The sequence below is a fragment of the Bradyrhizobium sp. GCM10028915 genome (assembly GCF_042666195.1).
In the GTDB taxonomy this organism is placed as follows: Bacteria; Pseudomonadota; Alphaproteobacteria; order Rhizobiales; family Xanthobacteraceae; genus Bradyrhizobium; species Bradyrhizobium canariense_D.
Genome location: NZ_JBHTFN010000043.1, coordinates 171,129 through 184,177, shown reverse-complemented (window position 1 = coordinate 184,177; position 13,049 = coordinate 171,129). Strand labels below are relative to the sequence as shown.

The 13,049-nt window shown below is 65.2% G+C and carries 10 protein-coding genes and 1 pseudogene; 9 read left to right on the top strand and 2 right to left on the bottom strand.

The genetic code is table 11. The features are described from left to right. Nucleotides 1-120: 120 nt before the first annotated feature. The 9 genes and pseudogenes from ACFQX9_RS19115 to ACFQX9_RS19075 all read left to right on the top strand — a co-directional run bounded on the left by ACFQX9_RS19115 (nucleotide 121) and on the right by ACFQX9_RS19075 (nucleotide 10,223). The gene (locus ACFQX9_RS19115) at nucleotides 121-615 is read left to right on the top strand and encodes a DUF721 domain-containing protein (RefSeq protein ID WP_018454929.1); all 495 of its coding nucleotides are present in this window, start codon (nucleotides 121-123) and stop codon (nucleotides 613-615) included. A 126-nt stretch (nucleotides 616-741) separates the two neighbouring features. Then, nucleotides 742-1,416 carry a DsbA family protein gene (locus ACFQX9_RS19110; RefSeq protein ID WP_085352634.1) on the top strand — a complete coding sequence of 225 codons (675 nt, stop codon included), beginning with the start codon at nucleotides 742-744 and terminating at the stop codon, nucleotides 1,414-1,416. Nucleotides 1,417-1,633: 217 nt separating this feature from the next. Then, nucleotides 1,634-5,098: a chromosome segregation protein SMC gene (smc, locus tag ACFQX9_RS19105; RefSeq protein WP_085352635.1), complete on the top strand. Its 3,465-nt coding sequence runs from the start codon at nucleotides 1,634-1,636 to the stop codon at nucleotides 5,096-5,098. Between the two features lie 60 nt (nucleotides 5,099-5,158). Next, nucleotides 5,159-6,139, top strand: coding sequence for a small ribosomal subunit Rsm22 family protein (locus tag ACFQX9_RS19100; RefSeq protein WP_018454932.1), 981 nt, complete (start codon nucleotides 5,159-5,161; stop codon nucleotides 6,137-6,139). Nucleotides 6,140-6,277: 138 nt separating this feature from the next. Continuing rightward, a complete protein-coding gene (locus tag ACFQX9_RS19095; protein WP_085352637.1) occupies nucleotides 6,278-6,838 on the top strand; it encodes a LemA family protein in 561 nt (186 codons plus the stop codon). Between the two features lie 32 nt (nucleotides 6,839-6,870). After that, nucleotides 6,871-8,115 (top strand): M48 family metallopeptidase, encoded by a 1,245-nt coding sequence (locus ACFQX9_RS19090; RefSeq protein ID WP_085361328.1) that lies wholly within the window; start codon nucleotides 6,871-6,873, stop codon nucleotides 8,113-8,115. A gap of 205 nt (nucleotides 8,116-8,320) precedes the next feature. After that, nucleotides 8,321-9,076, top strand: a complete 756-nt coding sequence (locus tag ACFQX9_RS19085) for a hypothetical protein (protein WP_018454934.1) — start codon at nucleotides 8,321-8,323, stop codon at nucleotides 9,074-9,076. A gap of 60 nt (nucleotides 9,077-9,136) precedes the next feature. Next, entirely contained in the window at nucleotides 9,137-9,805 is a 669-nt protein-coding gene (locus ACFQX9_RS19080) for a hypothetical protein (protein WP_018454935.1), read from the top strand. Nucleotides 9,806-9,891: 86 nt separating this feature from the next. After that, nucleotides 9,892-10,223 (top strand): annotated as a pseudogene (locus ACFQX9_RS19075) (GIY-YIG nuclease family protein). Between the two features lie 23 nt (nucleotides 10,224-10,246). On the opposite strand, the gene ACFQX9_RS19070 reads toward ACFQX9_RS19075, so the two are convergent. Next, nucleotides 10,247-10,786: an adenine phosphoribosyltransferase gene (locus ACFQX9_RS19070; protein ID WP_007595035.1), complete on the bottom strand. Its 540-nt coding sequence runs from the start codon at nucleotides 10,784-10,786 to the stop codon at nucleotides 10,247-10,249. 12 nt (nucleotides 10,787-10,798) lie between these two features. Then, a complete protein-coding gene (locus ACFQX9_RS19065; RefSeq protein WP_018454937.1) occupies nucleotides 10,799-12,961 on the bottom strand; it encodes an anthranilate synthase component I in 2,163 nt (720 codons plus the stop codon). Nucleotides 12,962-13,049 lie beyond the last annotated feature (88 nt).

The following is a 13,049-nucleotide window of genomic DNA, read 5'->3' as shown; positions in this document are numbered from 1 at the left end:
CCGCACTGTAACGGCAATGCGTCGATCTCTCCACGTCGTGCCCACGCTTGTCGCGGGCATCCACGTTTTTCTTCGCGGTGAAGAGCCTGCGGCCGACGCCCCGGAGTGCTATAAGGTCCCATGTCCAAGCTTCGACCCATCAAACCCGGTCCCATCAGCGCCAAGCCGCTATCGCTCCTGCTCAACGACGTCTTTGCCGAGGCCTATGCCAAGCAGGGATTTGCCGCGCGCGAGCTGGTGACGCGATGGGCGCAGATTGCCGGGCCGGAGATCGCGGCGCACGCCGAGCCGCTCAAGATGCAATGGCCGCGGCCGGTCGAGGGTCAGCCGCAGGAGCCGGCGACGCTGGTGCTGCGGGTCGAGGGGCCGATGGCGCTCGAGATCCAGCACTCCGCCGATGTGATCCTGCAGCGGGTCAACCGCTTCTTCGGCTGGAGCGCGGTCGGCAAGCTGGCCTTTCGCCAGGCTCCGCTATCACGCGCCCGCCGGCCGACCCGGCCCGGCCCGCCGGACGCCAAATCGGTGGCCGAGGTGGCTGAGCGCCTGGGCGATATCGAAGATGAACAATTGAAGTCGGCGCTGGCGCGCCTCGGGGCCGCCATCAAGCGAAATTGAGCCTTATTCTGCGGCCAAACTGGACCTGTCCTTGCCGCTCGCCATTGCCTCAAACGACGTTTCAAGCTAGCGACAGGCCGTCTGAATGGGAATTCGGGCGAGACCACGCCAATCCGGGAGCCGACCTTGATCATCACCCGCCGCGCCTTCACCTCGATGCTGTCGCTGACCGGGCTTGCCGCGCTCGCCGGGTTCTCTCCGCTGCGATTCATCTCCGATGCCATGATCCCTGAAGCCATGGCGCAGGCAGCGGCTGGTGACGTGGCCAAACCGGTGTCGCTGCCCGACATGGCGCTGGGCCCGACGGACGCCGCCGTCACCATCACCGAATACGCCTCGATGACCTGCCCGCATTGCGCGGCCTTCAATGAGCAAGTGTTTCCCAAGATCAAGTCGGAATACATCGACACCGGCAAGGTGCGTTACGTCTTCCGCGAGTTCCCGCTCGACATCAAAGCCGCCGCCGGCTCGATGCTGTCGCGCTGCATCGCCAATGGCGACGCGCCGAAATACTTTGCCGTCACCGACATGCTGTTCCGCCAGCAGAACGATTGGGTCGTGAAGAACACCACGGAGACCCTGACGCGGATCGGCAAGCAGGCCGGTCTCACCCAGCAGCAGGTCGAGGCCTGCCTGAAGGACCAGGCGCTGCTCGACAAGATCGCCGCCGACCAGAAATATGCCAGCGACGTTCTGAAGGTCGATTCGACGCCGACGTTCTTCGTCAACGGCGAGAAGATCAAGGGCGAGACCTCGTTCGAGGAATTCGCCAAGAAGATCAATCCGCTGCTCAAGAGCTGATTCGCACGGCGCAATCCTGATTCGCATCTCGATAGCCGTATCTTTCCCGGCATAAATCCCTTGGGAAAAGCGGCTTTCGCCGGTTGCCCTCGCAGCGCACCGCGGCCATTGTCCAGCCGCATGAGGCGCCTCGCGCGACTCGCCCGGATACCGACATTGCCTTCCATGGTATTGTCCCGGCAGGGGGATTCGCGCCTGCCAACAGAGATGCGTGCTTATGAAAATCACCCGCCTGCGCCTTCACGGCTTCAAGTCCTTCGTTGAGGCCACCGACTTCGTCATCGAGCCCGGCCTGACCGGCGTGGTCGGGCCCAACGGCTGCGGCAAGTCGAATCTCGTCGAGGCGCTGCGCTGGGCGATGGGCGAGACCTCCTACAAGTCGTTGCGCGCCGCCGACATGGACGCGGTGATCTTCGCCGGCTCCGGCAATCGCCCCGCGCGCAACCACGCCGAAGTAACGATGACGATCGACAATTCCGATCGCACCGCGCCGGCGGCGATGAACGACAGCCAGCTTCTGGAAATTTCCCGCCGCATCGAGCGCGAGGCCGGTTCGGTCTACCGCATCAACGGCCGCGACGTGCGCGCGCGCGACGTGCAGATTCTGTTCGCCGACGCCGCCACCGGCGCGCGCTCGCCGGCCCTCGTCCACCAGGGCAAGATCGGCGAGATCATTCAGGCCAAGCCCGAGCAGCGCCGCCGCGTCCTGGAAGACGCCGCCGGCGTCGCCGGCCTGCACGCCCGCCGTCACGAAGCCGAGCTGCGGCTCAAGGCGGCCGAAACCAACCTCACCCGCGTTGAGGACGTGATCGGCCAGCTCGCAGGGCAAATGGAAGGCCTGAAGAAGCAGGCCCGCCAGGCCGTGCGCTACCGCGAAGTTGCGGCCAAGGTCCGCAAGGCCGAAGCAACCCTGTTCCATCTGCGCTGGATCGGCGCCCATGCCGACGTCAACGAATCTGGCCACACCCACGATCTCGCCGTCCGGGAGATGGCGGAGCGTACCCAGCACCAGGCCGAGGCCGCCCGCATCCAGGCGATCCGTGCCGCCGAAATGCCGGCGCTGCGCGATGCCGAAGCGCGCGCCGCGGCGGGGCTTCAGCGCCTGACCAACGCCCGCGAGCTGCTCGACCGCGAGGAAGAGCGCGCCAAGGAGCGCGTCGCGGAGCTCGAGCGGCGCCTCGCCCAGTTCGAAGGCGATATCTCGCGTGCCCAGCAGCAGACCATGGATGCCGATGTCGCGCTGCAGCGCCTCGACGCCGAAGATGCCGAGCTGAAGGAAGAGATCAAGTCGCGCGTCGAGAAACGCTCCGGCGTCGATGAACGTGTCGCCGAAGCCGAGGCGGTGCTGACCGAAACCGAGCAGCAGTTCGCCGAACTCACCACCGCGCTCGCAGACCTCACCGCCAAGCGCAACCAACTCGAAGCCAACGTTCGCACCCACCGCGACAAGCTCGCCCGGCTCGACCAGGAGATTTCGAACGTCGCGGCGGAAGAGCAGAAGCTCACCGAGGAGACCGGCGGCTTCGGCGATCTCGACGAGCTGACCGCGACGGTCGAGAGCGCCGAGCAGACGCTGGCGGCCTCGGAAGCCGCCGCTCAGGCCAGCGAAGCCGCGCACGTCGCCGCGCGGCAGACGCTGGAATCCTCGCGCTCGCCGCTGGTCGAAGCCGACAAGCGCGTGCAGCGGCTCGATACCGAGGCGCGCACGATCTCCAAGATCCTCAACGGCGAGACCAAGAATTTGTGGCCGCCGATCATCGACGGCATCACCGTCGACAAGGGATTTGAAAAGGCGATCGGCGCAGCCCTTGGGGACGATCTGGACGCCCCGGTCGATCCGTCCGCGCCGATGCGCTGGACCAATGCCGGCGTCACCGACGGCGATCCGGAACTGCCCGAAGGCGTCGTGCCTCTCGCCAGCCACGTGCAGGCCCCGGCCGAGCTGACCCGCCGCCTGGCGCAGATCGGCGTGGTGCCGCGCGAGCGCGGCGCCGAGCTGGTCTCGCAGCTCAAGACCGGCCAGCGGCTGGTCTCGCCCGAAGGCGACGTCTGGCGCTGGGACGGTTTTGTCGCAGCCGCCCACGCGCCGACCGGCGCAGCAAGGCGGCTTGCCGAGCGCGCCCGCCTCATCGACATCGAGAACGAGCTGGAGCAGGCCCGCATCGACGCGCAGATCAAGCGTCAGGCGCTGGAGAACGCCGAGGCCGAGCTGCAGATGGCCGCCAGCACCGAAGGTGCGAGCCGCGAAGCCTGGCGCGCTGCGCAGCGCGAACTCAACGTCGCGCGCGAGCGCCATGCCACGGTCGAGCGCGAGATCAGCCGCCACGCTGCACGCAAGGCGACGCTGTCGGAAGCGCACAGCCGTCTGGCCGCCGACCGCGCCGAGGCCGAAGCCGCCTACGAATACGCCGAAGCCGGGATCTCCGAGCTGCCGTCGAGCGAGGACACCGAAACCCGTCTCGCCGCTGTCCGCAGCGACATCGAAGGTCATCGTCGCATGGCCGCCCAGGTCCGGGCCGAGGCACAGGCGCTGGCGCGCGAAGCCGAGCTGGCCGACCGCCGCGTGCAGGCGATCCTCGCCGAACGCACCGAGTGGCAGAACCGCAAGGAGAGCGCGGCCTCCCACATCGACACCATCCAGGCGCGCATCGCCGAAGTCTCAATCGAGCGCAGCGATCTCGAGAACGCGCCGGCCGTGTTCGCGGAGAAGCGCAGCGCGCTGATCACCGAGATCGAATATGCCGAAAACGACCGCCGCATGGCCGCCGACGCGCTCGCCAGCGCGGAAACCGCGATGGCCGAAACCGATCGCGTCGCCAAGCTGACGCTCGAGGCGCTGTCGAGCTCGCGCGAGGCCACCGCCCGCGCCGAGGAGCGCATGGAAAGCGCGCGGCGTAGGCTCGATGACATCGAGCGCGAGATCCGCGACATGCTCGAAGTCGAGCCGCAGGCCGTTGCCGGGCTCGCCGAGATCGAGCCCGGCGCCGAGCTGCCGCCGCTGCACGACATCGAGGAAGACCTCGAAAAGATGCGCCGCGATCGCGAGCGCCTGGGCGCGGTCAATTTGCGCGCCGAGGAAGAGCTGCGCGAGGTCGAGACCCAGCATAATGGTCTGGTCACCGAGCGCGACGACCTCGTCGAGGCCATCAAGCGGTTGCGCCAGGGTATCCAGAGCCTCAACAAGGAAGCTCGCGAGCGGCTCCTGACCTCGTTCGAGGTCGTCAACAACCACTTCAAGCGCCTGTTCGTCGAGCTGTTCGGTGGCGGCGAAGCCGCGTTGCATTTGATCGAGAGCGATGACCCTCTTGAAGCCGGCCTCGAAATCATCGCCAAGCCGCCGGGCAAGAAGCCGCAGACGCTATCGCTGCTCTCCGGCGGTGAGCAGGCGCTGACCGCGATGGCGCTGATCTTCGCGGTGTTCCTCACCAATCCCTCGCCGATCTGCGTGCTGGACGAAGTCGACGCGCCGCTCGACGACCACAACGTCGAGCGCTATTGCAACCTGTTGCACGAGATGACCGCCTCGACCGACACGCGCTTCATCATCATCACCCACAACCCGATCACGATGGCGAGGATGAACCGCCTGTTCGGCGTCACCATGGCCGAACGCGGGGTCTCGCAACTGGTGTCGGTGAACCTGCAAGAGGCGGTGGACATTCTCGACCAGAACGTGGCGTGAGTCCGCTCCCGTCACGCACCCATTGACGTCGTCATCCGCGCAAGCGGATGATGACCACGAATGATGATCTCACCCACCCTCCCCGCCGAACTGAAAGCGGCCCTCGACGGCAAGCTCCAGGGGTTCTCGCGCACCGACGCTGCGCAGCGATCGCAGAAAATCTCGACCACCTATCGTGCAGGGGGCGGCTCCGGCACGATCAAGTCCGAGGCCGATGCGCTCGCCTATGCGCTCGCGAGGATGCCGGCGACCTACGCTGCGGTGGCGGCAAGTCTGAATGCGCTGACCGAGGTCGCACCGGACCTCGGTCCGGAAACGCTGCTCGACGTCGGCGCAGGTCCGGGCACCGCGAGCTGGGCCGCTGCGGAAGCTTTTCCGTCGCTGCAATCCTTCACCCTGCTCGATGCCAACGCCACGCTGAGCCGTCTCGCGCTCGAACTGGCGCGCGACAGCACGCGTCTGGCGAATTGCCGCTATCTGCCGGGCGATGCCGGCGCGAACCTCGCTGAGGTTTCGCAAGCCGATCTCGTCGTCGCGAGCTATGTCATCGGCGAGCTCAGCGAGGGCGATCAACGCAAGCTCGCGGAAGCGATGTGGGCGAAAGCGCGCCACGTGCTGGTCGTGATCGAGCCCGGCACGCCCGCCGGCTACGCCCGCATCCTCACCTTGCGCCAGCAACTGATCGCGGCGGGCGCCTATGTCGCCGCACCCTGCCCGCACGAAAAGCCGTGTCCGCTGACGGCGCCCGACTGGTGCCATTTCTCCCAGCGCTTGCCGCGCTCGCAGGCTCACCGCCAAATCAAGGGCGCCGAGGTGCCGTTCGAGGACGAGCGATTCATCTACGTGGCGCTAACCCGTAGGCCTCCCGCCACCCGCGCCGCGCGCGTGTTGGCGCCGCCGGATCTCGGCAAGGCCGAGATCACGGCAAAGCTCTGCACCGAGCAAGGCGTCGAACTCGCCAAAGTCCCACGGCGGGACAAGGTCGCCTATGCAAGCGCCCGCCGCTGGCGCTGGGGTGATGCCATCCTGTCCGAAAGTTAACCTGCTCCGGCGCTTTCGCCTTGAACTCGGATAGTCCCTCATCCGACCAAGTCTTACCTCTCGTCTGTACCGGGCTCTCGCTCGGCGTCAATTTGGTCTACCCTAGCGCCCGCCTTCTTCCCCCTTCAGGAGTTCTCCATGTCGACCGGCTGGATCGTTCTCGGCGTTATCGTCGTCCTCGTGTTCTTTGCCTTCGCCGCCTACAATCGGCTGGTGGCGCTGGGCCAGCGCGTCGGCCAGGCCTTTGCCGACGTCGACGTGCAGCTCAAGCAGCGCCACGATCTGATCCCGAACCTGGTCGAGACGGTGAAGGGCTATGCCTCGCATGAGCGCGGCACGCTCGACGACGTCATCAAGGCGCGCAATTCGGCGATGTCGGCGCAGGGACCGGCGCAGGTGTCCGCGGCCGAGACCCAGCTCTCCGGCGCGCTCGGCCGACTGATCGCGCTGTCGGAGGCCTATCCCGACCTCAAGGCCAACGCCAATTTCCAGCAGCTCGCCAGCGAGCTGTCCGATCTCGAGAACAAGATCGCGGCCAGCCGACGCTTCTTCAACAGCGCGGTCCAGGAATACAACACCGGCATCCAGCAGATGCCGGCAGCCTTGTTCGCCGGCATGTTCGGCTTCACCAAAAAGGACTTCTTCGATCTCGGCGCCAGCCGCACCGAGGTCGAGGCCACGCCGCAGGTGAAATTCTGAGTTGAGCCGATAGGCCGGCAGGGCATCGCGTCATGGCCGCGTATGGTCTCTACACGCACATCGCCTCGAACAAGTTTCGTTCGATGCTCCTGCTCGCCGGTCTGTTCGCGCTGGTCTACGTGCTGGTCTATGCCGGCGCGCTGATCGCCGAAGCCGTCATCAATGGCGACGAGACCGTCCTCCATTATCTGAGACGCGCCTTCTATGATCTGAAAGTCGCCGCACCGGTTGCGACCGTCGTGGCAGCGACCTGGATCGTGATCGCCTATTTCTTCCACCAGTCGATGATCGATGCGGTGACCGGCGGCCACGACGTCACCCGGCAGGAGCAGCCGCGGCTCTATAATCTGCTTGAAAATCTCTGCATCTCGCGCGGCATCACGATGCCGAAGCTGAAGATCATGGAAAGCCCGGCGCTGAACGCGTTCGCGACCGGCCTCAACCCGCGGCAATATTCGGTCACCGTCACCACCGGTCTCCTCAATGCGCTGGACGACCAGGAAATCGAGGCGGTGCTGGGTCACGAGCTGACCCATATCAAGAACGGCGACGTGCAGCTCATGGTGGTCGCCGTCATCATCGCGGGCGTGGTCGGATTCTTCGGCGAACTGTTCTTCCGCCTGTTCACGAATTTCAGCTGGAGCTCCGGCTCCGGCGGCTCATGGTCGTCGGGCTCCTCCTCGTCACGATCGTCCTCGTCGTCGAACGACAGCAAGAGTTCGGGCGGCGGCGCGGTGATCGTCATCATCATCGCGGTCGTGCTGATCGTGGTGGCCTGGCTGTTGTCTCAGGTGGTGAAGCTCGCGCTGTCGCGCTCGCGCGAATATCTCGCGGACGCAGGCTCCGTCGAGCTGACGAAAAATCCGGACGCCATGATCTCGGCACTGCGCAAGATCGAGAACCGCGGCGAGCTGCCGGGCGCAACCTCGGCAGTGATGGAGCTCTGCGTCGACAATCCGCGCGAGGGTTTTGCCGATTTGTTCGCGACCCACCCCTCGGTGCAGTCGCGAGTCGACGCGTTGGTCAAGTTCGCCGGCGGCCATGATCCCGGCCCGCTGCCGCTTTCCGCCGACGAGGCCGAGGAGCCAGACACGCAAGCCGACCAGCAGGGCGTCCGACCGCCACCGCGCCAGGGGCCCTGGAACGACGTAGGCGGCGCGGCCAGTCCGCCGCCCCTGCCCGCACCCAGCTCCGCCGGAACCGCCAGCAGCAACCCGATAGGCAATCGAGTAAGCAATCCCTTGGGCAATTCCTTGGGTCCTTGGGGCCGCCATTGAGCGTGATTTGACGCCATGCCCGGCAGGATTCGTCGTGCTTGGGAAAAACCTCGGGAATTGCCATAACTGGGCCCTGCGGAATTGAATTCTCCCTTGTTTCTGCCATGTTCGCGCCCAACAGCAGACTTGGGACATGTCTGCGACATCGATTTGGGGCCCGTCCGATTGCAACCTCGCGATCGGGGGCGCGCGTTAGGGGACAGCAATGGCAAAGCCGGCAGTGGTTGTGGTGGGCGCGGACAAGGGTGGGGTCGGCAAGACCACGGTGTCGCGCACCCTGCTCGATTATTTTTCCGCCAACAACGTGCCGACGCGCGCTTTCGACACCGAATCGCCGCGCGGAACCCTGAAGCGCTTCCATCCTGACATCACCGAGATCGTCGACATGACGACGACGTCGGATCAGATGAAGATCTTCGATACGCTCAACGCGACGAGCCCGTCGGTCACCGTGATCGACGTCCGGGCCGGCCTGCTCTCGCCGGCGCTCGCCTCCTTGCGCGACATCGGATTCCTCGACGCCGCCAAGGCCGGCCAGATCACCTTTGCCGTGTTCCACATCCTCGGACCCTCGATCGCCTCGCTGGACGAGATCGCCGAGACCGCGGGCTTCATGGGCGGCGCGAAATATTTCCTGGTGAAGAACTTCATCAACGATACTCAGTTCTTCCAGTGGGATCAGTCGACTTACCAATCGTATTTCAACCGCATCAAGGACGCGACCGAGCTGACCATCCCCAAGCTCAACGAAATGGCCTATGAGCAGGTCGAGGTGTCCTCCGTCCCATTCCTGAAATTCGTCGCCAACAAGGGCGTCAACGACGAGGCCGCCAACTACTCCTTCGTGCTGCGTGGTTATGTCCGACACTGGCTGGCGAACGTCTGGAGTGAGTTCGATCGGATCCGGCTGACCGATATCGTCGGCTCGACGAAATCCGGGGCCCGCAACAGCGAAAAATAGTTGCGCAAGCCGGGCGGATACGGCTGGATTGGTCGCCAAGTTCGACTGATATAGCTATCGATGTCCGCAACGCCCCTCTACATCATTTGCTCGCCCCGCCCGCAGGTCGGCAAGACCCTGCTGGCGCGGCTTTTGAGCGAATTTTTGCTGCTCAAGAACGGCAACGTCGTGGCCTTCGACGTCAACCTGAAGGAGCCGTCGCTGCTCGACTATCTGCCAACGATCACCGAGACCGCCGACGTGATCGACACCTACGGCAAGATGCAGCTGATGGATCGTGTCATCGTCGATGACGGGCTTGCCAAGGTGATCGACCTCGGCTTCCACGCCTTTGACGAGTTCTTCAAGATGACGGAGGAGATCGGCCTCTTGAAAGAGGCTGCGCGCCGCCACGTCGCGCCGATGATCCTGTTCGTCGCCGACACCGACCGCGTCTCGGCCCGCGCCCACGAGATGCTGCGCGAACAGATCCCGCGGATCAACCTGATCACGGTGGACAACGAGCACATCGTGCGCGGCGAGCTGCCGGAAGCGATGGCCGGCGGCCGGCTGCTGCGCCTGCCGGCGCTGCCCGGATTCCTGAAGACCTATATCAGCCGCCTGAATTTCTCCTTCACCGGCTATCTTCGCCAGGAGAAGGATGCCTCGACCGAGCTGCACCAATGGACCCGGCGCAATTACCTCGCCTTCCGCGAACTCGAGCTCAGCCTGATCCTGCAACGGTCCTGAACATTTTACCCGGATAATATTGACGCCCAGCGACGTTGCGGTTACTGAGTGTACGCACCATCGTTCCTCAGCAAGGCCTCTTCACCGTGAGCATCGACCGTAAAGCAGCAATCGCCGCCTATAAGGAGCGGAAGACCGTTGCCGGCATCTACGTCGTCCGCTGCGCGGCCTCGGGCGAGGCCTGGGTCGGCCAAGCCTCGAACCTCGAGACAATCCAGAATCGCATCTGGTTCTCGCTGCGCCAGGGTAGCCACACCTGCCGTAGACTCCAGACTGCGTGGAACATGCACGGTGAGGCAGGCCTGACACTCGGCGAATGCGAGCGGCTGAAAGATGAGGCGAGCGACTATGTCAGGATGCGCTCCTCAAAGAGCGCATGCTGCATTGGCTGTCGGAGCTAAAGGCCGAGCCGATCTGAACGTCGCCAGCCGTGCCGTGCCCTCAGTGCCCCTCGAACGTCATCAGCGTGCGCACCGGCACGTCCATCGCGCGCAGCTTGGCGGCGCCGCCGAGATCGGGCAGATCGATGATGAAGCAGGCGGCGACCACATTGGCGCCGATCTGGCGCAGCAGCTTCACCGCACCTTCCGCGGTGCCGCCGGTGGCGATGAGGTCGTCGACCAGGATCACACGCTCACCCGGCTGGATGGCGTCGACATGCATCTCCATCTCGTCGATGCCGTATTCGAGAGAGTAAGCGATCCGCACGGTGGTGTGCGGCAGCTTGCCTTTTTTCCGGATCGGCACGAAGCCGGCCGAAACCTGGTGCGCCACCGCGCCACCGATGATGAAGCCGCGCGCTTCCATGCCAGCGACCTTGTCGATCTTGTTGCCGGCCCAGGGATTGACGAGTTCGTCGACCGCACGGCGGAACGCACGCGCATCTGCGAGCAACGTGGTGATGTCGCGGAACAAGATCCCGGGTTTCGGATAGTCCGGGATGGTGCGGACGCTCGCCTTCAGATCATGGTCAAAAGTCATGGTGCCTCTCAATCAGCGCGACGCATCCAGGCGGAACGCGTTCTCGACAATTCGTAAGCCCACCTCGCCGCTCAGCGACATCAGCGATTCCGGATGGAATTGCACGCCGGCGACCGGCAGGGTCTTGTGCTCGAGCGCCATGGCGACGCCGTCCTCGGTGCTGGCGGTGACGGATAGCACCTCCGGCATGCTGTCGCGCTCGACATACAGCGAGTGATAGCGGCCGATGACGATCTCGTTCGGCAGATTGCGCATCAGCCGCCCGCCACGTACCTGAACCCGCGAGGGCCGGCCATGGGCGGGATGCGTGAGCTGCCCGAGCTCGCCGCCGAAATACTCGCCGATCGCCTGGACGCCGAGGCAGACGCCGAACACCGGCAGCTTGTCCTCCAGCGCCGCGTCGATGGTCTTCTTGATCCCAAAATCCTCGGGCCTGCCCGGCCCTGGCGACAGCACCAGCAAATCCCACCGCTTCTGCTTGAGCATGTCGAGCGCATGCACATGGCGGACCACGGTGACGTCGGCGCCGACCTGGCGGAAGTAATCGGCCAGCATATGGACGAAGCTGTCGTCATGGTCGATCAGCAGTACCCGCTTGCCGCTTCCGGTGGCGTCGGGCGCAAAGGCCGACAGCGGCTTCGGCGGATCGCCGCGCAGCGCCTGGAACAGGGCCGCGGCCTTGACCTGGCATTCGCGGTCCTCGGCGGCGGGATCGGAGTCGAACAGACAGGTGGCGCCGACACGCACTTCCGCGAGGCCCTCCTTCATCCGGATGGTCCGGATGGTGAGGCCGGTGTTGATGCTGCCGTCGAAATTCACCGCCCCGATCGCGCCGGCATACCAGCGGCGGGGCGAGCGCTCGTGATCCTCGACGAACTGCATCGCCCAGAGTTTTGGTGCGCCAGTGACGGTGACGGCCCAGGCGTGGGTGAGAAAGGCGTCGAGCGCATCGAAGCCGGGACGCAGCATGCCTTCGACATGGTCGACGGTGTGGAACAGTTTTGAATAGGTCTCGATCTGCCGGCGCGCCAGCACCTTGATGGTGCCGGGAACGCAGACGCGCGCCTTGTCGTTGCGGTCGACGTCGGTGCACATGTTGAGCTCGAACTCGTCCTTCTCGGAGTTCAGGAGCTGGCGGATCTGCTCGGCATCGCCGATCGCATCGGTACCGCGCGCGATCGTCCCCGAGATCGGGCAGGTCTCGACCCGGCGTCCGTCCGAGCGCACGAACATTTCCGGAGAGGCCGAGACGAGAAATTCGCCCTCGCCGAGATTCATCAGCGCGCCGTAGGGCGACGGATTGATGACACAGAGCCGCTGGAACACTTCCGCCGGCGAGCGGTCGCAGGGCTCGGCGAAGAGCTGCCCCGGCACCGCCTCGAACAGATCGCCACGCGCAAAGGCAGCGCGCGCGGTCTCGACAGTGGCCTGATATTCGCCGGGGGCGTGATCGGCAAAACCCTGGCGCGGTGTCTTGAGGTAGGGGCTCTCGGCGGTCTCGTGCGGCAGGCCCGCGGTGGACTTGCCCTTCCACGCGAAATCGTATGTGAGCACGACGCCGCGGCCGGTGGCGCGGTCATAGGCGAGCAGGCGATCGGGGACGTAGAGCACGATGTCGCGCTGGTCGCTCTCGCGCGCGCGCTTCTGCACGAGGTCCTCGATCTGGAACACGAGGTCGTAGGCGAAGGCGCCGAACAGGCCGAGCACGCCGTCGTCATTGGCGGAGAAAGCGGCGACGAGATCGCGCACCAGCGACATCACGCTGGCGCGCCGCGTGCGCTGGTCTTCGTCGATCGGGGCTTCGCCGCGGACGATATGACCCGCAAGGCGCGTGGGCGTCTTCTCGGAGATCACGACGCAGGGCTCGCGCAAGACATCCGCAAGGAAGGCGATCAGGACCTCCCCGCGCGCGTTCAGCGCTTCCAGCTTGAAATTGACGCCGGTGGTCTCGAGCTTGAGCGGCGGATCGGAGAAGCCGAGGTCAAAACTCTCGTAGCGGCCGGGCACGGTCGTCCCCGACGACAGCACCACGCCGCGGCGACGGTCGAGCAGGCTGACGAGATCGTCGAGCCGGTTGGCGCCGCCGGAAAACTGTTCCGCCACGCGCGTGATCGCAAGCCCTGCGCGGGTCACGTAGTCGCTTCGAGCCGGAAGGGCAAAGACGGTCCTGTTCATGGGGTCCTCTTACGAAACTTGTCGAGGGAACGCCACACAGGACAAACGATCAGGCCGCCGCACTGCGTGGGCGACCTCAGACGATTTT

Coding starts and splice junctions, on each gene's coding strand:
- ACFQX9_RS19095 (WP_085352637.1), top strand. CDS start 6,278: ATGTCGACCGGCTGGATCGTTCTCGGCGTTATCGTCGTCCTCGTGTTC.
- ACFQX9_RS19100 (WP_018454932.1), top strand. CDS start 5,159: ATGATGATCTCACCCACCCTCCCCGCCGAACTGAAAGCGGCCCTCGAC.
- ACFQX9_RS19090 (WP_085361328.1), top strand. CDS start 6,871: ATGGCCGCGTATGGTCTCTACACGCACATCGCCTCGAACAAGTTTCGT.
- ACFQX9_RS19070 (WP_007595035.1), bottom strand. CDS start 10,786: ATGACTTTTGACCATGATCTGAAGGCGAGCGTCCGCACCATCCCGGAC.
- smc (WP_085352635.1), top strand. CDS start 1,634: ATGAAAATCACCCGCCTGCGCCTTCACGGCTTCAAGTCCTTCGTTGAG.
- ACFQX9_RS19065 (WP_018454937.1), bottom strand. CDS start 12,961: ATGAACAGGACCGTCTTTGCCCTTCCGGCTCGAAGCGACTACGTGACC.
- ACFQX9_RS19085 (WP_018454934.1), top strand. CDS start 8,321: ATGGCAAAGCCGGCAGTGGTTGTGGTGGGCGCGGACAAGGGTGGGGTC.
- ACFQX9_RS19115 (WP_018454929.1), top strand. CDS start 121: ATGTCCAAGCTTCGACCCATCAAACCCGGTCCCATCAGCGCCAAGCCG.
- ACFQX9_RS19080 (WP_018454935.1), top strand. CDS start 9,137: ATGTCCGCAACGCCCCTCTACATCATTTGCTCGCCCCGCCCGCAGGTC.